Source organism: Cloacibacterium sp. TD35, assembly GCF_028864635.1.
Lineage (GTDB): Bacteria > Bacteroidota > Bacteroidia > Flavobacteriales > Weeksellaceae > Cloacibacterium.
Genome location: NZ_CP104850.1, coordinates 591,797 through 612,826, shown reverse-complemented (window position 1 = coordinate 612,826; position 21,030 = coordinate 591,797). Strand labels below are relative to the sequence as shown.

At 33.3% G+C, this 21,030-nt stretch carries 21 protein-coding genes; 6 read left to right on the top strand and 15 right to left on the bottom strand.

Annotation, left to right across the window (positions count from 1 at the left end):
• Position 1: 1 nt before the first annotated feature.
• Genes N7277_RS02750 through mraZ form a run of 4 tightly spaced genes read right to left on the bottom strand, consistent with a single transcriptional unit; the run spans position 2 to position 3,790 of the window.
• Positions 2-2,017, bottom strand: a complete 2,016-nt coding sequence (locus N7277_RS02750; RefSeq protein ID WP_274780229.1) for a penicillin-binding transpeptidase domain-containing protein — start codon at positions 2,015-2,017, stop codon at positions 2-4.
• Positions 2,004-2,372, bottom strand: coding sequence for an FtsL-like putative cell division protein (locus N7277_RS02745; protein ID WP_274780228.1), 369 nt, complete (start codon positions 2,370-2,372; stop codon positions 2,004-2,006). Before N7277_RS02745 ends, N7277_RS02750 begins: the two co-directional genes overlap by 14 nt.
• Before the next feature lie 19 nt (positions 2,373-2,391).
• The gene (gene rsmH, locus N7277_RS02740) at positions 2,392-3,285 is read right to left on the bottom strand and encodes a 16S rRNA (cytosine(1402)-N(4))-methyltransferase RsmH (RefSeq protein ID WP_274780227.1); all 894 of its coding nucleotides are present in this window, start codon (positions 3,283-3,285) and stop codon (positions 2,392-2,394) included.
• 40 nt (positions 3,286-3,325) lie between these two features.
• Positions 3,326-3,790 (bottom strand): division/cell wall cluster transcriptional repressor MraZ, encoded by a 465-nt coding sequence (gene mraZ / locus N7277_RS02735; RefSeq protein WP_104792944.1) that lies wholly within the window; start codon positions 3,788-3,790, stop codon positions 3,326-3,328.
• A 245-nt stretch (positions 3,791-4,035) separates the two neighbouring features.
• Here mraZ and N7277_RS02730 point away from each other — a divergent pair, with 245 nt between their 5' ends.
• The 3 genes from N7277_RS02730 to N7277_RS02720 are packed head-to-tail and all read left to right on the top strand — an operon-like array spanning position 4,036 to position 5,953.
• The gene (locus tag N7277_RS02730) at positions 4,036-4,797 is read left to right on the top strand and encodes an alpha/beta fold hydrolase (RefSeq protein ID WP_274780226.1); all 762 of its coding nucleotides are present in this window, start codon (positions 4,036-4,038) and stop codon (positions 4,795-4,797) included.
• Positions 4,798-4,849: 52 nt separating this feature from the next.
• Positions 4,850-5,470 carry a ribosome biogenesis GTP-binding protein YihA/YsxC gene (yihA, locus tag N7277_RS02725; protein ID WP_274780225.1) on the top strand — a complete coding sequence of 207 codons (621 nt, stop codon included), beginning with the start codon at positions 4,850-4,852 and terminating at the stop codon, positions 5,468-5,470.
• A gap of 33 nt (positions 5,471-5,503) precedes the next feature.
• Complete coding sequence (locus N7277_RS02720; protein WP_274780224.1) at positions 5,504-5,953, top strand: GNAT family N-acetyltransferase; 450 nt, start codon at positions 5,504-5,506, stop codon at positions 5,951-5,953.
• Positions 5,954-6,560: 607 nt separating this feature from the next.
• Here the strand turns inward: N7277_RS02720 and N7277_RS02715 are convergent.
• The 7 genes from N7277_RS02715 to N7277_RS02685 form a co-directional block, all read right to left on the bottom strand.
• Positions 6,561-7,223 (bottom strand): response regulator, encoded by a 663-nt coding sequence (locus tag N7277_RS02715; RefSeq protein ID WP_274780223.1) that lies wholly within the window; start codon positions 7,221-7,223, stop codon positions 6,561-6,563.
• 3 nt (positions 7,224-7,226) lie between these two features.
• Positions 7,227-8,870 (bottom strand): tetratricopeptide repeat protein, encoded by a 1,644-nt coding sequence (locus N7277_RS02710; RefSeq protein ID WP_274780222.1) that lies wholly within the window; start codon positions 8,868-8,870, stop codon positions 7,227-7,229.
• Between the two features lie 78 nt (positions 8,871-8,948).
• A complete protein-coding gene (gene msrA / locus N7277_RS02705; protein ID WP_274780221.1) occupies positions 8,949-9,587 on the bottom strand; it encodes a peptide-methionine (S)-S-oxide reductase MsrA in 639 nt (212 codons plus the stop codon).
• Between the two features lie 42 nt (positions 9,588-9,629).
• Positions 9,630-10,124, bottom strand: a complete 495-nt coding sequence (locus tag N7277_RS02700) for a DUF3575 domain-containing protein (RefSeq protein ID WP_274780220.1) — start codon at positions 10,122-10,124, stop codon at positions 9,630-9,632.
• 125 nt (positions 10,125-10,249) lie between these two features.
• Positions 10,250-13,324, bottom strand: a complete 3,075-nt coding sequence (gene secA, locus N7277_RS02695; RefSeq protein ID WP_274780219.1) for a preprotein translocase subunit SecA — start codon at positions 13,322-13,324, stop codon at positions 10,250-10,252.
• Between the two features lie 107 nt (positions 13,325-13,431).
• Positions 13,432-13,653 (bottom strand): DUF2795 domain-containing protein, encoded by a 222-nt coding sequence (locus tag N7277_RS02690; RefSeq protein ID WP_002662059.1) that lies wholly within the window; start codon positions 13,651-13,653, stop codon positions 13,432-13,434.
• Between the two features lie 120 nt (positions 13,654-13,773).
• Positions 13,774-14,799 (bottom strand): GDP-mannose 4,6-dehydratase, encoded by a 1,026-nt coding sequence (locus N7277_RS02685; RefSeq protein WP_274780218.1) that lies wholly within the window; start codon positions 14,797-14,799, stop codon positions 13,774-13,776.
• Positions 14,800-14,979: 180 nt separating this feature from the next.
• Here N7277_RS02685 and N7277_RS02680 point away from each other — a divergent pair, with 180 nt between their 5' ends.
• Positions 14,980-15,774, top strand: coding sequence for a DUF2797 domain-containing protein (locus N7277_RS02680; protein WP_274780217.1), 795 nt, complete (start codon positions 14,980-14,982; stop codon positions 15,772-15,774).
• A 63-nt stretch (positions 15,775-15,837) separates the two neighbouring features.
• Here N7277_RS02680 and N7277_RS02675 read toward each other — a convergent pair whose 3' ends face one another.
• The 3 genes from N7277_RS02675 to rplU all read right to left on the bottom strand — a co-directional run bounded on the left by N7277_RS02675 (position 15,838) and on the right by rplU (position 18,805).
• Entirely contained in the window at positions 15,838-17,952 is a 2,115-nt protein-coding gene (locus N7277_RS02675) for a prolyl oligopeptidase family serine peptidase (RefSeq protein ID WP_274780216.1), read from the bottom strand.
• A gap of 139 nt (positions 17,953-18,091) precedes the next feature.
• Positions 18,092-18,349 carry a 50S ribosomal protein L27 gene (gene rpmA, locus N7277_RS02670; RefSeq protein ID WP_069800488.1) on the bottom strand — a complete coding sequence of 86 codons (258 nt, stop codon included), beginning with the start codon at positions 18,347-18,349 and terminating at the stop codon, positions 18,092-18,094.
• Positions 18,350-18,379: 30 nt separating this feature from the next.
• The gene (gene rplU / locus N7277_RS02665) at positions 18,380-18,805 is read right to left on the bottom strand and encodes a 50S ribosomal protein L21 (RefSeq protein ID WP_274780215.1); all 426 of its coding nucleotides are present in this window, start codon (positions 18,803-18,805) and stop codon (positions 18,380-18,382) included.
• 126 nt (positions 18,806-18,931) lie between these two features.
• Between rplU and N7277_RS02660 the strand changes: the two genes are divergently transcribed.
• Both N7277_RS02660 and miaE read left to right on the top strand, forming a co-directional pair.
• Positions 18,932-20,044 carry an acyltransferase family protein gene (locus tag N7277_RS02660; RefSeq protein WP_274780214.1) on the top strand — a complete coding sequence of 371 codons (1,113 nt, stop codon included), beginning with the start codon at positions 18,932-18,934 and terminating at the stop codon, positions 20,042-20,044.
• 28 nt (positions 20,045-20,072) lie between these two features.
• On the top strand, positions 20,073-20,651 hold the full coding sequence (gene miaE, locus N7277_RS02655) for a tRNA-(ms[2]io[6]A)-hydroxylase (protein ID WP_274780213.1): 579 nt from the start codon (positions 20,073-20,075) through the stop codon (positions 20,649-20,651).
• A gap of 49 nt (positions 20,652-20,700) precedes the next feature.
• Here miaE and N7277_RS02650 read toward each other — a convergent pair whose 3' ends face one another.
• Positions 20,701-20,907 (bottom strand): hypothetical protein, encoded by a 207-nt coding sequence (locus N7277_RS02650; RefSeq protein WP_274780212.1) that lies wholly within the window; start codon positions 20,905-20,907, stop codon positions 20,701-20,703.
• Positions 20,908-21,030 lie beyond the last annotated feature (123 nt).

Here is a 21,030-nt window from a genome sequence, read left to right as displayed (position 1 = left end):
TTTAATTCTGTAATTCCAAATAAATTCTTTGGTTTTTATTAATGACAGTTCCAGCCATTGGGAACTGATTTTTTATTTTCCCAACACCTTTATAATCAACTCGGTATCCTTGGTTTTCTAATTGAGGAATAATGTTTTTCCCCATTAAACCTTTTAGATTAGGCAGAACTCCGTTTTTCACATTTACCTTTACATTGGGTTCTAGCATTTTATTAAGGTTCACCTTTTTATCTACTAAAAGCTCTTTTTCTACATTCAGCGGTGTTTTAAGGAACACTTTTCCTGCAATTTCTTTAAAAACTGGCGCCGAAACCACGGATCCATAATATCCTTTTGAAGTGTTTGGTTGGTTTACCATTACTATACAAGTATATTTAGGATTATCAGCTGGAAAAAACCCTGCAAAACTCGCCTGATATTTTGTTGGTCCTGGTTTCCAATATTCAAACCTTGCGGTTCCAGTTTTTCCTGCCAATTTGATGTTTGGAGTGAAAATACTTTTTGCTGTTCCTTTTTCTACCGCTTTGGTAAGCATCGCAGTCATTAGATTAATAGCCTCAGTAGAAGCCATTTTATCTACTAAAACCTGAGGTTCTGCTTGATAAGAAACCTTACCGTCTTTCATGATTTTTTCTATGAAAAGCGGTTTCACCATTTTTCCTTTATTGGCAATTCCGTTATAGAAAGTGGTAAGCTGTAATAAATTGAGGCTCACGCTATAACCATATCCTAGAGAAGCCAATGTTGCCTTGTTCCATCTTTTATTTTCTGGTGTTACAATTGAAGGTTTGGTAACACCTGGAAGTTCGATTTCTAATTTTTCAAAAAGTTTCCATCTCTTCAAATGTTTTAAGAAAACATCTGGTTTATCTGCATAATGCTGGGTGATGATTTTTGCCGCACCAATGTTACTTGATTGTGCTAAAATATCACTGATGTCATACGTTCCACCTGCGTGAGAATCTGTAATTCTCTGACTATAATAAGTCCAAGAAATTCCACCAATGTTGATTTTGGTATTTTCATCTATGAAACCATCGTCCATTGCAGCCAAAAGCGAAACCGTCTTAAATGTAGAACCTGGTTCTGTAGCATCTTTCAGCGCGTAATTGTAAGCGTCTATATAATTTCCCTCTTCATTTCTTCTAAGGTTTACCATGGCTCTTACTTTGCCAGTGGCAGCTTCCATTACGAGAACTGAACCATGATCTGCTTCATAGTGTAACAATTGTTTTTCTAGAGCAGAATGGGCAATATCTTGAATTCTTAAATCTATTGTGGTGTAAACATCTTGACCGTCTATAGGATCTTGTACTTTCCAATAATCAATTGGTTTCCACTGAGATGAATTGATTCTTTGCTCTAATCTTTTTCCGTCTGTTCCGGAAAGATATTTAGAAAAAGCGCCTTCAAGTCCAGATTTTCCAATCTCGTTATCCATTCCTATTGTTCCTGCACCAATTTGAGCAGTTGCCAGTTCTCTGCGGAATTTTCTATCGATAATTAAACATCTGTTTTTCTTAAATTTCCCTGTTTTTTTATCTTTTTTACTGAAAATCGGGAATTTTTTAATTCTGTCATATTGGTCGAAGTCTAAACCTCTTACCAAAGAAAAATATTGATTTTTTTTCTTTTTTTGTTCGTCAAAGATTTTTCTGTAATGAACCCTTGGTTTACCAAACATTTGGCTCAAAGAATCAGTTAATGCGCCAATATTATTATCGTAAACAGAATCCTTGATGGTTTTAAAATCGATATATGCATCGTATCTCATTACAGTGGTTGCTAAAATAGAACCATCTGACGCAAAAAGGTTTCCACGAGCAGCTTTTAAAGTGGCTTCTCTGTAATTCTTACTGATATAATTGTCTTCAAATTCTTCTACATTGGTATTTTGTAAAAAAATAATTCTTGTCAGAAACATAACAAATACGATGAAAGCTACCCCTGCAAAAAGGTAACCCCATTTTAACGCTCTGCCGCGTTTGATATCATATTCATTACTATTCATTGCCATTTTCTAAACTGTCTACTTTTATTAAAAGTTTATGTGGATGGTTTTCTAAAGACATCAGAGAATCTTCTTCCATTTCTTTGCTTAGCTCACTTTCCATTCTTACTTTAATCAATCTACTCTGTGCGTAAGCATTTCTAGATTTATATTCTTCTGCCTGTTCTTTAAGTTGATTTACGGTTTCTATTTTTTTGTTGACCAAGTGATTGCTATAAATCATAATCATTAACAAGGAAAAAATGAGTAAAAAATATTTGTAATGAACTTTTACTTCATCACGGTTTAAGAAATTCCCCTTCATGATATCCATGAAAGTAAGTTTCTTCGGTTTTTTATTATATGTTACTCTTTTTGCCACAGACTTTGTCTGATTTTAATTATAATTTAATTCCTACTCGCATTTTAGCGCTTCTTGCTCTAGAATTTTCTTCTATTTCTTCTTCTGTTGGAATGATGGCTTTGCTTTTTAACAATTCAAAAGCTTTAGCATAATTTCCATAAATATCGCGTTCTGGTTCGCCTTCGAACATTCCGTTTTTTAGAAAGCGCTTTACCAGTCTGTCTTCTAAGGAATGATAAGAAATCACCACTAATCTTCCTTCTTTTTTCAAGATTTTATAAGATTGTAGCAACATTTCTTTTAAAACTTCTAGCTCTTGGTTTACCTCTATTCTAATCGCTTGGAATAACTGTGCAAAAAATTTATTTTGCTTAAATTGTGGAATATAACTGAACACATTTTTTAAATCTTGAGTCGTTACAATTTCCTTTGATTTTCTAGCGTGTACAATTTCTCTCGCCAGTTTTCTGGCTTCTCTTATTTCACCATAGTAGTAGAAAATATCTGCCAAATGTTCTTCTTCATATTCATTTACTATTTTTTTGGCATCTAGATGTTGCATCACGTTCATTCTCATGTCTAGAGGCGCATCACTTCTGGTAGAAAAACCACGTTCTGCAGCATCAAATTGATGAGAAGAAACGCCTAAATCTCCTAAAATTCCGTCTACTTCGGTAACTCCGTACATCAATAGTGAGTTTTCTAAAAATCTAAAATTCTGATTGATTAATGTAAATCTCTCATCATCAATTGAATTGTTGAGTGCGTCTAAATCTTGATCGAAGCTGTATAATTTTCCTTTGCTGGAAAGTCTTTTTAATATTTCACGAGAATGCCCGCCTCCTCCGAAAGTTACATCTACGTAAACTCCATCAGGATTAGTGATGAGAGCGTCTATACTTTCCTTTAATAATACAGGATTGTGATACATTCTATTAGATTTAAAAAATTATAAAATTGAGGTGTAGAGATTATTCTTCGTCAAAATTGATTTCGCCCATCACCTCTTCGGTTAGTTTCCCGAAATCAACTTCGTTGGTAGCAATTACTTTTTCATACGCTTCTTTATCCCAAATTTCAAACAGTTCACCCGCCCCAGAAATCACGATTTCTTTATGAAGGTTGGCAAATTGTTTTAAATCTTTTGGAATAAGAATTCTCTCAGAAGAATCTAGCTCTACGTTTTTTACACCGGCGGTAAACATTCTGATGAAATCTGCATTCTTTTTCACGAAACGGTTCAGTCCGTTTATCTTTTTCATCAGTTTTTCCCAAGGCTGCATCGGGTAAACTTCTAAGCAATTCTGAAACACAGCACGCTTAATTACAAAGTTCTTATCTTCAGAACTTTGCAATAGTTTTACTAATGACGAAGGAAGCTTTATTCTGCCTTTGTCATCAATCTTGCATTCATATGTTTCGTAGAAATGAATCATTTGGAGCAAATTTATTTATTATTTTCTAAAATTTCCCACTTTTTCCCACTTTTTAACTTAATGTTGATAACTTTTTAATCGCAGAGCTTTTTGTAGCTAACTGATTGATTAGTAAAATGTTAATGAAAGGATGTTATATAAGGCTAGATGTAAGGGTAATTGATATGTATTAAATGAAATTAACATGATAAAAACGGGTCAAAATTCTATTTTTTTTGTATTTTTGCGTTTGACAGATACTTTATATGATTTTTAATACCAAAAAGGAGAAGAAATATACATTTATAGAAAGCGGAGAAGGTCATCCTATGGTACTTCTACATGGATTGATGGGAGGCTTAAGTAATTTTGATAAAATGATTACTTATTTCTCAGAAAAAGGTTACAAAGTTTATGTTCCGCAGCTTCCTATTTATGATTTGCCAGTGCTGAATACTAATCTTACCAGCATTGCAAAATATGTAGCAAGATTTATAAAAGATAAAATAGGACAACCCGTAACTTTAATGGGGAATTCTATGGGAGGCCATATTGGCCTTATTCTAACATTAGCTAATCCAGAGTTAGTCCATTCTTTAGTTTTAACAGGAAGTTCTGGTTTATACGAAAAAAGTTTTGGAGAAACCTTTCCAAGAAGAGGTGACAGAGACTATATCAAAAAGAAAACAGAAGAAGTTTTCTTTGACCCGAAAGTAGCTACAGATGAATTAGTAGATGAGGTTTTCGCAGTGGTAAATGATAGAATGAAAGGCATTAAAACAGTGCTTTTAGCGAAAAGTGCTATTAAGCATAACATGCTCCATGATTTGCCAAAAATAAAACAGCCAACTTGTATTATTTGGGGAAAACAAGATGGAGTAACTCCACCAGATGTGGCAGAAGAAATGGATAGGCAAATTCCTAATTCAGACTTGTTCTGGTTAGATGAATGCGGTCACGCTGCGATGATGGAAAAACCAGAAGAGTTTAATGAAATTCTTTACAACTGGTTAAAAGATAAAATTTAGAATTAAGTTGAAAAAATAATGATGGAAGTTGAAAAGCTTCCATTTTTTGAATATGATAGTAAAGACTGTAAACTTTGTAAAATCTAGTGGGAAATGGCAAGAGTGCCCAGAACCTACGATTCCTGAATATGCTTTTATCGGGAGAAGTAACGTGGGGAAATCTTCGTTAATCAATGCCATTATGAATCATAAAGATTTGGCAAAAACCTCTCAAACTCCTGGGAAAACACAGCTGATTAACCATTTTTTGGTAAATGAAAATTGGTATCTTACCGATTTACCTGGCTATGGTTATGCTAAAGTTTCTAAAAGTTTGAGAAAAGATTTTGAAAAACTCATCACCAATTATATTCTGAATAGAAAAAATTTGGTAAACCTTTTTGTTTTAGTTGATATAAGACATACTCCCCAAAAAATAGATTTAGAATTTATGGAATGGTGCGGAGAAAATGGCGTGCCGTTTTCTATTGTTTTCACGAAACAAGATAAGCTAAAACCTGGAGCTGCCGACAGAAATGTAGAAGTATATAAAACCAAACTTCTAGAAACTTGGGAAGATTTACCTGATATTTATATTACTTCTGCCGAAAAGAAAATGGGTGGTGATGAAATTCTGAAATTCATCGAAAAAACTAATGTTTATTTGGTTAAAAATAAAGTGAAGTTCTCCTAAAAAGAGTTTATAAGCTTAAAGATTTCTATTAAAATGAAAGACATTATCTGGAAAATAAAATCATTCGAAGAGTTATCTATTCATGAGTTGTATGAAATTTTGAAAGTGAGACAAGAGGTTTTCGTGGTAGAGCAAACTTGTTATTACTTAGATGCTGATGGTTATGACCAGAAAGCGCTTCATATTTTTGCTGAAAAAGAAGGAAAAGTGGTTGCATATTGCAGGATTTTCCCCGAAGGGATAAAATATCCAGAAACTTCTATTGGAAGAGTTCTGACGCATCCTGATTTCAGAAATTTAAAACTAGGAAAAACCCTTATCAGTTTTGCTTTAGAAGCTATAAAAACTAGATTTAATACTACAGAATGCAGAATTTCTGCACAAGATTATCTCATTAAATTTTATAGTGATTTTGGATTCCAAGATACAGGGAAAAAATATTTGGAAGATGATATTCCACATACAGAAATGGCGAGAAAATAATTTCTCGCCATTCTTTTTTCGTTCGTGTTTTCTTCTTTTGCTTTAGATTAAAATCTCCAAAACATAAGCTATAAAATAAATGGTGAGATTGCTCCCACCATTCCCCGTTTAAAACTTACTTTACTCAGAATGCAAATGTGTTGTAATATAAAAAATAGTTATTAGTCTAATAAGTAATTTTTTTTGCATCCGTTAAAATCGAGTATAAAGAAGATTACTCCTGCAAAGATATTCTGATTAAAATTTATTTCATTACGGTTTTCCGTAATTTTCAATAAATTATATTTTTAAAGTATAAATTAGTTAATTAGTTAATAGAACTTTATGGTGAAGTTTTTTTCTCTAATTGAATTCTGTATTGTAAAATGATGAGTAGAAAGCTCAAAGCAATAAAGAAAAAATAGAGAATGTTAGCATTAAAAACTTTGTTCCTAATAACCAAATTCAAGATAATTTCTGCAACTAATGCAAAATTAGACATCATAAAAACGAAGTAAATAAATGAAGCAAAAAATTTTAATATGTGGCTTTTTGAGAATTTCATATTCCTTCTATATTTTTATTATCATTATCAGATTAATAAATTAAAGGATTGTATTTAATGAAGCTAAATAATCCCTAAATCTTTGCAAATCACTACCATTTCTATATTGTTTTTGGCATCTAAATTTTCACGCAATTCACTCAAACGTTTTTCTATAGAACTTCTGCTATCAGGCTTTATATGGTTGCTTTTAAAATGATCTTCTATTTCTTGTTGACGCCATCCTTTAGCCAAAAGCTCTACTAAATGCACGTCATAATTGGTAAATTCAAATGAATTATTCCTAATAGAATTAATAATTTCTTGAGGAATAACAATTTTATCCTCATATACTTTTTTGATGGCGTTTTTTAATTCTTTGGCGTCATTTCTACCTTTGCTCACAAAGCCATTGATATGGTGTTTTTTAAAAAGTTCATCAATGATTGAAGGTTTTTTCTCGATAGAAAAAGCGATGATTTTAATATCGGGCAGTAATTGTCTTACTTCGGTGATAAGCTCCTGACCAGAAGTGAGTTTTTGTACGCGAGAATCCCCATCAAAAGATAAATCGGTAATCAGTAAATCATATGGGTTTTCTTCTGAAATTGCAGTTTTTAATTTAGTAATTGCGTCATCACAGTAGCTTACAAATTCATAGTTTTTAATTTGTAATTCTTCTAGAGTTTTGATGACTCCTAGATTTCTAATTTCGTGGTCTTCGGCTATTAGTATTTTGCTAAACATTTTTTAAAGTATTGGAATAGAAATATTTACCAGTAATCCTTTATTTATATTTTTCTCAAAGTTAATATCTCCGCCAATGGATTCAATACGGTTTTCCGTATTTTTAATCCCGGAAATTTTTTTGTTTTCTATATTGTCCATTCCAAGGCCATTGTCACTGTATTTTATTTTCAAAATATTTTCAGATTTTTCAAATTTAACGGAAACTAGGGTAGCTTGACTGTGTTTTTTCATGTTAATCATAAGCTCTCTGATTGAATAAAAAATCTCTGATTGTGCATTCTTAGAAATATTCTGCCAAATATTTTGCTCATTTCCTATAACTAGAACTTTTTGCTGTGGTGAAGAATAAGAAGAAATCATTTCAAAAAGTTTTACCGAAAAATCTTTCTCTGCTTTTTCGTAGAGTTCTTCATGTGCAATATCTCTGGACTCTTCATACATTTTTTCTAATTTGTTGAGTAGCTTTTCTTTGTCTAGTTTATCTTGATTCTCTACTTCAATCATGGTTTGGTAAAGTCCATTGGCTACTACATCATGTATTTTTTTAGAATATTTTATCTGCGTGTTTTTTATTTCAATTTCTTTTTCTTGTTCTAATCTTTTTTTCCTTCTCATGTACCAAAATAATCCTGTAATTAAACCTATAATAAGAAATGTAATCGCTACTTTTTGTCTAAAGATGTGATTCTCGTTTTCTATATTTTCGGTTTTGGCTTTTTCGGTTTCGTAGCGAATCAGTGCAAATTGGTTTTTAGCTTTTGCTCTTGAGGTTTGCAGGCTGTCATTGAGTTTTTGATATTCCGAAAAATATTTTTTTGAATGGTCTGACTTTTCTAGGAAAATTAATTTTTCTAGAGCTTCTAATCTATCATCAGGACTTTTTATTTTTTGAGCAATTGTATACATTTTTCCTGCGTAGAAAAGTGCTTTTTGAGGGTCTTTTTCTTTGTAATAATCAGAAAGAGTGGCATAGCTAGAATTCAGCCCCCAGTAATCTTCTTTAGATTCTCTGATTTTAAGTGATTGTAAAAAATAGTTTAAGACATTAATGTTTTTATTTTCGATGAGCAAACACCTGCCAAGATTATTGAGCGTTCTAGCGTAAGAAAGACTATCTTTTGTTTTTAAAGCTTTGTTGTAAAATTCTTTTGCCTTTGCGAAGTTCTTTAAATCCAAATAGTTATTCGCAATATTGTTATAATAGATGTATTGAGATTCTTGCTCGGAGGAATTTTGAAGGGCTAAATCATAATATTTTTCAGCGTTTTTATAGTTTTCTTGTTTTGCGCTAGCCAAAGCCAAGTTATTATAATTAGATGATTTAAGCTGTTTGGTAATGCTGTCATTTTTTTTCAGCATTTTTTCGGCTTCTAGGGAAGTTTCTATTCCACCAAAATGATCTCCTTGATCTGTTTGGATAATGGCCATGTTTATTAAACATTTTGCAGCAAAAAGCGAGTCGTTTTTTCTCAAAAACTCACTTTTAGCAAGGGCATAATAAACATATGCAGAATCTTTTTCACCAGCATCTCTATAGTCTGAGGCTTTTAAATAAATTTTATTTTTAGATGAGTCTGATTCTGAATTTTTTTTGGTGCACGAAAGTATAATGGTTAAAATTAAAAATGGAATTAGTTTTTTCAATGGATAAAATTTTTATCCTAAATTACAAAAAAAAGAGCAGACAAAAAAAGTCTGCTCCATAAGTATTTTTTCTATTTTTTATTTTAATAAACCAAGTTCACCGAAATGTTTTTTGAATTTGGCTACTTTTGGCCCTACTACAGCACTACAATAGGGCTGGTTTGGGTTGATTTCAAAATAGTTTTGGTGATATTTCTCTGCGCCCCAGAATTTTTCAAACGGAACGATTTGAGTTACATATTTACCATTCCATTTTCCAGATTTTTCTGAATTTTCCATAGAAACTTGTGCTTCTTCTTTTTGTTTTTCAGAATGATAGAAAATCACTGAACGATATTGTGTGCCGATGTCTTCACCTTGTCTGTTTAATTGTGTAGGATCGTGCAGGAACCAAAATGATTCTAACAATTGTGAATAAGAGATTACAGAAGGATCAAAAGCGATTTGTACCACTTCTGCATGACCAGTTTCTCCTGTACAAACTTCTTCGTAAGTAGGGTTTTCTTTATGACCGCCAGAATAGCCAGAAGTTACAGATTCTACGCCTTTTAACATGTCAAAACATGCTTCTACACACCAAAAACACCCGCCACCAAACGTAGCATATTCTAGATTTTTGTTTTCCATTTTAAGATTTTTTTTCTTTGAAACTTTGTTTTCTTGTCCGTTGCAAGAAATCAGTAAAATACTCATCAAAAATATAAAAAACTTTTTCATTTAGAAATAACGTTGTTGTTTTAATTTTTATTTTAATAATAGTTAAAATCTTTTGCCGAGAGTAATCCCGAATCTTGGATAAGCACCTAAAGAATTATCTCCGAAAACTCTTCCTACTCCGCCATAAACTTCTCCGATTAGATTGTTTTTGGTAAGAAATTTAGCTCCAGCTGCTGCTCCTAAACCGAAACCAGTCTTCGTCTCATAAGTATTTGTGCTTCCATTGTAATAAATAGTGTCTACATAATTTACAACGATAGAATTAGCTTCTATAAAGAAACCTGCTGCTTTCTTTTGTCCAAAAAACATTCTATAATAAGGAGTGAAACTGAATCTCAAATCCATATCTTCTTTTTTATCAAGAGAAAATGCTACAGACGCACCAAGAGACGAATTGTCAGAAATTAGTCTTTCGTAAGATAGTTCAGGCATTCCGATAGCTGTGTAAAGAATGTTTACTTTAAATTCATTGTTTTCTGATTGAGAAAATGCAAAGGTGCTACATATAAAAGCTAAAATTGTAATCAGTTTTTTCATTGTATTGTTTTTAATTACTGCTAAAGTATTAAAATTTTTCTCAGAATATCTTGATTACAATTAATTTCATAAAAAAAATCCGAAGAAAAGCTCTTCGGATTTTAATGTATATAATGTTAAGTGGACTAAGAAGTTGGGATTTCTCCTTTGAATAGGAAAGAAATAATTTCTTTGTTTACTTTATCCATCATTTCGCTGAACAAATGGAAAGACTCTTGTTTGTAGATTACCAATGGGTCTTTTTGCTCATAAACTGCACCTTGTGAAGATTTACGTAAATCATCCATTTCTTTAAGATGATGTTTCCAGTTTTCGTCTATAATGGTTAAACAGATATTCTTCTCAAAATCATTAATCATAGATTCGCACTGAGTTTCATAAGCTTGCTTAAGATCAGTAACGATGGTAAGTGTTTTGGTTCCGTCAGAGAAAGGTACTTGTACGTTTTTGAACATGTGACCTTGCTGTTTAAACACATTTTCTATGATTGGGAATGAGTTTTCTTTTAATAAAACCAATCTGTTTTTGTAATCTTCTTCTGCTTTTTTGAAAACGATATCTGTGATTTCTCTTTCAGTTTTTACCTTGAATTCAGCTTCAGTAAGTGGAGCTTCCATCGTGAAGAATTTGATGATTTCGTATTCAAATTCTTTGAATTGGTTGCCACCTTTTGTATTGCTTACGATAGATGCTGCTACATCATAAATGGTATTGATAATGTCATATTTTAAATGGTCACCAAACAATGCATTTTTTCTACGTTTGTAGATTACATCACGTTGTTTGTTCATTACATCATCATATTCTAGCAATCTTTTTCTGATACCGAAGTTGTTTTCCTCTACTTTTTTCTGAGCTCTTTCGATAGATTTGGTAATCATAGAGTGCTGAATGACTTCGCCTTCTTTGTGTCCCATTTTATCCATCATTTTTGCGATTCTTTCAGAACCGAAAAGTCTCATTAAGTTATCTTCCAGAGAAACGTAGAATTGTGAGCTTCCTGGGTCTCCTTGTCTACCAGCTCTACCTCTTAACTGTCTGTCTACACGTCTAGAATCATGTCTTTCTGTACCGATGATGGCAAGACCTCCGTTTTCTTTTACCTCACCTTGTAGTTTAATATCTGTACCACGACCAGCCATGTTGGTAGCAATGGTTACTACACCAGCTCTACCAGCTTCAGCTACGATGTCTGCTTCTTTCTTGTGCAATTTCGCATTCAATACATTATGCGGAATTTTTCTTAATTGAAGCGCTTTTGACAAGAACTGAGAAATTTCTACAGAAGTAGTACCTACAAGTATTGGTCTTCCTGCTGCAGTAAGTCTTTCGATTTCATCAATTACCGCATTGAATTTTTCTCTGTTGGTTTTGTAAACTAAATCTTGTCTATCATCTCTGATGATTGGTCTGTTGGTAGGAATTACTACTACATCTAATTTATAAATTTGCCAGAATTCTCCTGCTTCAGTTTCTGCAGTACCCGTCATCCCGGCTAATTTGTTATACATTCTGAAGTAATTCTGTAACGTAATGGTAGCGAAAGTTTGAGTAGCTGCTTCGATTTTTACATTTTCTTTAGCTTCAATCGCTTGGTGAAGTCCGTCTGAATAACGTCTTCCTTCCATGATACGACCGGTTTGCTCGTCTACGATTTTTACTTCTCCGTCGATTACTACATATTCATCATCTTTTTCAAATAATGTATATGCTTTTAATAACTGGCTTAAAGTGTGAATTCTTTCAGATTTTACTGCATAATTTCTGAAAAGTTCTTCTTTTTGAGCAAATTCTTCTTCTTTAGTAAGATTTTTTGCCTCTAATTCAGCAATCAAAGTTCCAATATCTTCTAAAACGAAGAAATTAGCATCTTGGTTACCTTGAGACATATATTCTACACCTTTGTCTGTAAGGTCTATTTGATTATTTTTCTCGTCGATTACAAAATAAAGGTCTTTATCTACAATACGCATTCTCTTGCTATTGTCTTGCATATATTCCCCTTCTGTTTTTTGTAAAAGTACTCTTATTCCCTCTTCTGAAAGGAATTTGATTAAGTGTTTGTTTTTAGGCAAACCTCTGTATGCTTGTAAAAGTTTAAACCCGCCGTCTGTTTTATTACCTGCTGCAATTAGTTTCTTTGCTTCGGTTAATAAATTAGAAACGATTTGCTTCTGTACGGCTACAATTCTGTCTACAGATGGTTTTAAAACATCGAATTCTTGTCTGTCACCTTGAGGAATTGGTCCAGAAATAATGAGTGGCGTTCTAGCATCATCAATTAATACAGAGTCTACTTCGTCTACAATCGCAAAGTTTAATTCACCTTGAACTAATTCTTCAGGCGAAGAAACCATGTTATCTCTTAAATAGTCAAAACCGAACTCATTATTGGTTCCATAAGTGATATCTGCTTGATAAGCTTTTCTCCTTGCATCTGTATTTGGCTGGTGCAAATCAATACAGTCTATGCTTAAACCGTGGAACTGATAAATAGGCCCCATCCAAGCGGAGTCTCTTTTTGCCAAGTAATCATTCACCGTAACTACGTGAACACCACGACCAGGAAGTGCATTTAAGTAAATAGGTAGCGTTCCTACTAAAGTTTTACCTTCACCAGTCGCCATTTCGGCAATTCTACCACTGTGAAGCGCAACCCCGCCGATAAATTGGGTGTCATAGTGAACCATGTCCCAAACTACTTCTTTACCAGCAGCATCCCATTTGTTCTTCCAGAAAGCTTTATCTCCTTTAATTTCAACAAAATCTTTAGCAGCAGCTAATTCTTGGTCATGCTCAGTTGCTGTAACGGTAAGTCCACCGTTTTGAGCCAATCTTCTTGCAGTTTCTTTGACTACTGCAAAAGCTTCTGGAAGAATGTCGTTTAATACTTTTTCCTCAATTTGATAAGAATCCTTTTTCAGTGCTTCTATTTGCCCAAAAAGTTTTTCTTTTTCGTCTATGTCAGAAGATTTTGCAATTTGCTCATGAACTTCTACTACTTGATTGGTAATGTGCTCTGTAGCTGCATCAATTTTATCTTTGAATTCTTGAGTTTTTGCTCTCAATTCATCATCCGAAAGCTCGGCAATTGCTGGCTCTACTTTCTTAATTTTGTCTACAACTTTTTTGATTTCTTTTAGGTCTTTAGCATTTTTGTCGCCCAAGAATCCTTGAAGAATTTTATTTAAAAAACTCATAATAATTGCTTTTGGCTACTAGCAATGCGCTTCAGCCATATTAATGTTAAATTTATAGAAATTCAAAAAAAAGCCGATTGCCGATTGCCGACAGCCGACTGCATTTTTTAATATTCGTCTTCGTTCCAGAGGAAGTCTTCGTCTGTAGGATAATCACTCCAGACTTCTTCTATGCTTTCATAGATTTCTCCTTCGTCTTCAATGGCTTGAAGATTTTCTACTACTTCCATTGGTGCACCTGTTCTAATAGCATAATCGATAAGCTCTGCTTTAGTCATCGGCCAAGGTGCGTCGCTTAAATATGAAGCTAATTCTAATGTCCAATACATAATATTTAAATTTTTTGCAAAAGTATAAAATTAGGTGAGATTTCAAAATTTTTCTATCTGATTTTCAACAGATTTATAAAATCTAAACTTAATTTTTAATAATGTTCTAATATAATTGTTTTATCTGTTTCTCAAAAACCATTCCACAAAAATTTTTATGCCATTTTGGTATTTTGTTTTGGGGGAATAATTGAGGAGATTTTTCGCTTTTTGTATATCTGCGTTGGTTTTTTCTACATCTCCAGGCTGCATTGGCAGATTTTTTTTGATGGCAGATTTTCCAAGTTCTTGCTCTATTCCTGTCACCATTTCGTTTAGGTTTACCACTTCGCTTTCTCCTAAGTTGATGGTTTCGTATACGTTATGATGACCTTCTACATATTTTACAGATTTTACTACGCCATCGATAATATCGTCTATAAAAGTATAATCTCTAGCTGTAGAACCATCTCCGTAGAAAGGAATTTCTTGGTTTTCAGAAGTCAGTTTCGTGAATTTGTGAATCGCTAAATCTGGTCTTTGCCTTGGGCCGAAAACCGTGAAAAATCTTAAGAAAATCATGTCTATTCCGTACAAATGATGATAAACATGACCTAGAATTTCTGTGCATTTTTTGGTTGCAGCATAAGGCGAAATAGGTCTGTCTACATTATCTGTTTCAGAAAACGGAATTTTTTCGTTGTTTCCATAAACGCTTGATGATGATGCAATTACGTTTTTCTTTACGCTGTATTCTTTGCATAATTCCCAAAGATGCATGGTTCCTTTGATATTCACTTCTTCATAATCCATAGGTCTTTCTATAGAAGGGCGAACTCCAGCCAAAGCTGCAAGATGAACTAAAACATCTATTTTGTGATTTTTAAAAATTTTAGATAAAGCTTCTTTATCACGAATGTCGGTATAGTAAAGAATGTAATTTTCTGACTGGGTTTGTTTTACCAGTTTTTGAATGTCATTTTCTTTATCAGAAAACTCAAAATTTGTAAGCTGATTTACACTTTCTAGTGTATTTTTTATTTTGATTTTATAATCATAGAAATCATCAAAATTGTCAATATTAATGACAAAATGTCCATCTTTCAACAAATGTTCTACCAAATGTGAACCTATAAATCCGGAACCGCCAGTAACTAAATAATTCATTTGTGAAATTTTCAAAAGAAGAGCAAATTTAAGAATTTGAAACTGATTACAAATCAAATATAAAATAAATTTTATTGCCAGATAACGCATATAAGGAAGATTCTAATTTATATCTGTTCATTAAGAAAAATCAACGAGAGGTTTAACATCTTTTCCTTATTTTTACTCAAAATTTTCGCAATGCAATTTAAAGGACAAATTCTCAAAATGTCTTCCGTTCTCGGAAATCCAATTCAGTATTACCTTAATCTTTCTGGAGATTTAATCTCTATGAATCAGCTTTTTGGTAAAAAATTCACCATAAAACATATTGGTTATCAGTGTGTAGAGTGTGGTAAAGATGAAAAAATCTATAGAATGGGATTTTGTAAAAAATGTTTTTTCGAAAGTCCTTATGCTAGTGATACGATTCTGAAGCCAGAACTTTCTACAGCACATCTCGGGATTGAAGAGCGTGATTTAGAAGTAGAAAAAGAGATACAATTGCAGCCGCATATTGTTTATTTGGCTTACACTGGTGATGTAAAAGTTGGCGTAACGCGCGAAAGTCAAGTTCCAACTCGTTGGATTGATCAAGGTGCAACTTTTGCCTTGCCGATTGCAAAGACCGAAAACCGCTACGAAGCGGGAATGATAGAAGTGGAACTCAAAAAACATATTGCGGATAAAACCAATTGGAGAAAAATGCTTCAAGACGACAGAGAAAGCGATGTAGATTTATTGGATTTTCGAAATCAGATTGCGGAACTTTTTCCTAAAGATTTTAAAAATTTTGCGATTGATGGTCAAGAAATGGTACGTTTAGACTTTCCGTATGAAGCGCCTGCGAAAATTAATTCTTTCACGCTAGATTCTAAACCAGAGTTTGAAGGGGTTTTAAAAGGAATTAAAGGACAGTATTTGTATTTTAATGAAGGAGATTTCATCAATGTAAGAAGTCACGAAGGGTATGTGATTGAGTTGGAAATTAATTGATATGTAATTCAAATAAAAAAACCGCAGAAATTTCTGCGGTTTCATTTTATGGTAGATTAGAAATTATTTTTTCAGTTCTTTAATTCCCATTTCATAGAGTGCAAAACTCATTAAATCTGTGTTTTCGCCGATGACTTGGTCTGTACTTCTACCAGCTCCGTGGCCTGCGTTTACCTCGATTCTGATTAAAGCAGGGTTGTTGCAGCTTTGTTTTTCTTGTAATTCTGCCCCGAATTTAAAAGAGTGAGCCGGAACTACTCTGTCATCATGATCACTCGTAATAATCATCGTAGAAGGATAACAAACACCTTTTCTCACATTGTGAACAGGTGAATATGATTTTAAATATTCGAACATTTCTTTTGAATCTTCCGCTGTTCCGTAGTCGAATGACCAACCAGCTCCTGCTGTAAATTTATTGTATCTGAGCATATCAAGAACGCCAACTCCTGGGAAGGCTACTTTCGCTAAATCAGGTCTCATCGTAATGGTTGCGCCTACTAATAAACCACCGTTTGAACGGCCAGAAAGTGCCATAAATTCTGGCGAAGTGTAACCGTTTTTCTGTAAATATTCACCTGCAGCTATAAAATCTTCAAAAACATTTTTCTTTTGCATTTGTGTTCCGGCTACGTGCCATTTTTTGCCATATTCACCGCCTCCTCTAAGATTCGGAACGGCATAAATTCCGCCGTTTTCCATCCAGATTGCATTCACTACAGAGAAATTTGGGGTTACAGAAATATTGAAACCGCCGTAACCGTATAAAATGGTTGGGTTTTTACCGTTTAGTTTAATTCCTTTTTTGTAAGAAATCATCATCGGTACTTTTGTTCCATCTTTTGAAGTGAAAAATACTTGCTCAGAAACATAATCTTCTGGATTGAATTTTACGTTTGGTTTTTGGTAAATTTCAGAAGTTCCATTTTCTACATTAAATTTATAAGTAGTTCCCGGCGTGATATAATTGCTGAAAGAGTAATACAATTCTTTTGCAGATTCTTTACCGCCAATATTAGAAGCGGTGCCAATTCCAGGAAGAGTGATTTCTCTAATTAATTTACCGTTATAATCGAACTGTTTCATATAAGAGACAGCATCTTTCATGTATTTAGCGAAGATATAACCACCACCAGTTGAAGCGCTTAAAACGTTTTCAGTTTCTGGGATAACGTCTGTCCAAACAGAAGGGTTCTTAATGTCAAATTTCTGCAATTTCATATTTGGAGCATTTTTATCTGTCATAATGTAGATAAAATCTCCTTTGGTGTCTAAAACATCTGTATTGTAATCATATCCTTTTTGAATAGCAATCCAATCGGTGTTATTTTTAAGGTCTTTGATGTATAATTCATTTCCGTTAGTTGCAATTGAAGCATTTAGAATCAAGAATCTTTCGTCATCTGAAACGCCAATGTTCATATATCTGCGTTTAAAATTCTCATCGCCGATGATATGTTTGTCTTCAGACTGCTTGGTTTCTAATTTATGGAAATATACTTTGTGCATATCCGTTTTTACAGAAAGTTCAGAGCCTTGTACTTTTCCATAAGTAGAGTAGAAGAAACCTTCGTCTCCTAGCCAAGAAGCTCCAGAAAATTTAACATCGGTAATGGTTTCGTCTATTTTTTCTTTGGTAATCGCATTGATGATGACAATTTTTTGCCAATCACTTCCTCCTTCAGAAATATTGTAAGCAGCAAGCGTTCCTTTTTTGTTAAAAGCTAAGCCAGACATAGAAGTAGTTCCTTTTTCTGAAAATTTATTAGGGTCAAGGAAAACTTCGGTGTTGCAATTTTTATCAGTTCTATACAGTACAGATTGTGCTTGTAAACCATCATTTTTATAGAAGTACGTGTAATCTCCTTCTTTAAAAGGAGCAGAAATTTTCTCGTAATTCCAAATGTTTTTTAACTGTGCACGAATTTCTTCACGAAAAGGAATTTGATTAAGATAATTTTGTGTAAAAGCCACTTCACGCTGAACCCAATCTTTAGTGTCTTCTGCACGATCGTCTTCTAACCAACGGTAAGGATCTGCTACTTTAGTCCCAAAATATTCGTCAGTATGTTCTACTTTTTTGGTTTCAGGATAATTGAATGAATTCTTCATAATTTGAGATGAGCACGAGGCAAGGAATAAACCTGCTAATGCCATGGTGAATGTAATAATTTTCATTTGTTGGGAATTTTCCCAAAAATAAATAAAAAAACCGAAGAACTTCTTCGGTTTGTATTGAATTATTTTTTATTAAATGAAATAGATAAAGAAAACCTCAGCGAAAAGCTGAGGTTTCTAAATTTTTATAACGCTTAAATTATGCGTTTGGTTCTACAGATACAAAAGATCTGTTGTTTGCTTTCTTAGTGAAAACTACTTTACCGTCTACTAATGCATGCAAAGTATGGTCTTTACCCATTCCCACGTTTTCACCTGGGTGGTGTTGAGTACCTCTTTGTCTTACAATAATATTACCAGCAATAGCGCTTTGTCCACCGAAAATCTTCACACCTAATCTTTTAGAGTGAGATTCTCTACCGTTTTTGGAACTACCAACTCCTTTCTTGTGTGCCATTTTATTTTAAGGTTTTTTGGTTTTTAAAAATTATTCTTCTGTTTTTTTAGCAGTTTTTTTAGCAGCTGGTTTCTTAGCTGGTTTTTCTTCTGCTACTACTTCTTCAGTTGTTTCTTTTTTGGTAGCTTTTTTAGCTTTTGGAGCTTCAGCACCACCGATTGATACAATCTGAATTTGAGTTAATTGTTGTCTGTGACCATTTTTCACTTTGTAACCTTTTCTTCTTTTCTTTTTGAAAACGATTACTTTATCTGCTTGTACATGGTCTAGGATTTCTGCTTGTACAGAAACTCCCTCTACAGCTGGGGCACCTACAGTGATTGCTCCGTCAATAGTAAGAAGAACTTTATCAAAAGAAACTTTGTCTCCTTTTTCTCCTTTTAGACGGTTTACAAACAACTTTTGGTTTTGCTCAACTTTGTATTGAAGCCCTGCTATCTCTACGATTGCTAACATTGTTTATAATTTTTTTAGTTAATTCAGGGTGCAAAAGTAAGAAATATTTTTGAGTTATCCACAATAATGCTAAAATTTTTTATTTACACTGATAAATTGTAAATTTGAAATTACTTAATAAACTATATGAAACGAGACCTCTACATTGATTTTGCCAAAGGTTTGGCTACTCTTTCTATTATTTTTATTCATACTGCTTTTTGGAGCGGTCAGCTCTACCTTCCTTCGGAAGTGAGAACGCTCAGCCTACTCATAGACGTTCCCGTATTTTTTGCTTTAAGTGGCTTAACTTCTGGGAATAATGTAGAGAAAACTTTGTACAGATTACTGAAACTTCAGGTGACGTATATGATTTTCGTGACGTTCTTGTTTTTCCTTGATGGATTTATGAAGCTCGGAATCTTCAATATTTTTGGAGCAGAAGGAATGCAGTCCTATTATACGGTTTTCGGGACTAAATATGGTGTGCCAAATTTAGATTCCGCGTTTAATTGGGATATGCTCGGTAATTGGTGGCTTCACAGCTATAGCAATTGTGATAGTTTTCCTGTAGTGATGGGGAGCTTCTGGTATCTTAAAGTCTATTACATCGTAACCGTTTTTGGAGTTTTAGCCTTGAAATTTTTCCCTAAACATATCAAATGGTTAATAGGAGTTTGTTTAGCGCTCACGGTTTATTTCAATATTGATAATGATGTGATGAAAAACTTTGCGCCGTATTATCCTAGCGGACAAGTAGGTTACGTTGCTTTTTATCTGGCCATTTTCTTAATCGCTACTCAATTGAAAGGAAAAAGAATTAAAAATGTTTTCGTTCCAATGTTGTATGGTTTAGTTGCACTGAGTTTGGTTTTGGTTTTCTGGTATTTCGGGAACGAAGTTTTCTATAAATTTAATAAGCAAAAGTTTCCGCCAAAAATCCCTTACATCGTGTGGAGTTTACTTTCTTTGGTGACCATTTTTGTATTGTATAACCGATTGAAAATCACTAAAGACAATTTCATTAACTACATTGGTAAAAACGCCATTTTCTATTATTTTGCGCAAGGAATGAGCTCTTCAGTAGTGTATTTTTTAATACCGCCACTCAAAGACAGCATAAATATTTGGGTTTTGATGGTGATTGTTTATGTTTTGAATGTAATTTTAGCCATCCTTTTCGCAGAAGTTTTGAAGAAAGTAGACGATTATGGCTGGAAAGTTTTAGAGTTTCTAAGAAAGAAAACTGCCGAGAATTAATGTAAATTTGCAAAAAATTAGAAATAAAATGTTCAAATTAAAATTACCTACAGATCCACGTTGGGCAAATATAGCAGAAGGAAATTTAGAAGAAATCCTTACAGATCACGCTTGGTGCGAACAAAAAGCTGCCACCAATGCGATTGGTTTAATCACAATGATTCCTGAACATACAGAAATTGTGACCGAACTTTTGGCAATCGCACAAGAAGAAATGGACCATTTCAATCAAGTTCACGAGATCATCAAAAAGAGAGGTTATATTTTAGGAAGAACCAGAAAAGACGATTATGTAAATCAACTTTTTAAATTCATTATTCAAGGAAGTAGAGAAGATTTAATTATAGACAAAATGCTTTTTGCAGCGATGATTGAAGCGAGAAGTTGTGAGCGTTTTAAAGTTTTGACAGAAAACATAAAAGACGAAGAACTGAAAGAATTCTACAAAGAATTGATGATTTCTGAAGCCAATCATTACACTACTTTCATCAGTTTTGCAAGACAATTAGGCGACCCAGAAAAAGTAAACAAACGCTGGGAAGAATGGTTGCAATATGAAGGCGAAATCATAAAATCTTACGGAAATAAAGAAACCATTCATGGTTAAAAATAAAAAAGCTCATCAAATTTTGATGAGCTTTTTTAATCAAAGGAGATTAATCTTTGTTGCTACCTCTTGATACAATCGCGATAATTGCAATAAGAGCTACTGCTCCTATAACCCAATATAGCGGATTAGTGTACCATTCTTCTGTGGTGGTAGTGGTAGAAGTGGTTACCTCTACTGCTTTTTCTTGAGCAAATGCTAAAAAGCTTACCAATAATGCAAATAAACTTGCACTCATTTTCTGTAAATTTTTCATAGGTTTTGTGATTTAATAGTTGTTAATATTTTGGTGTGGTAAAAGTAGAATGAAACATTAAAATTTAGTTTACATTTTTTATCAGAAAGTTTATGAAATTATTATCTTTACTGCGATATTTTT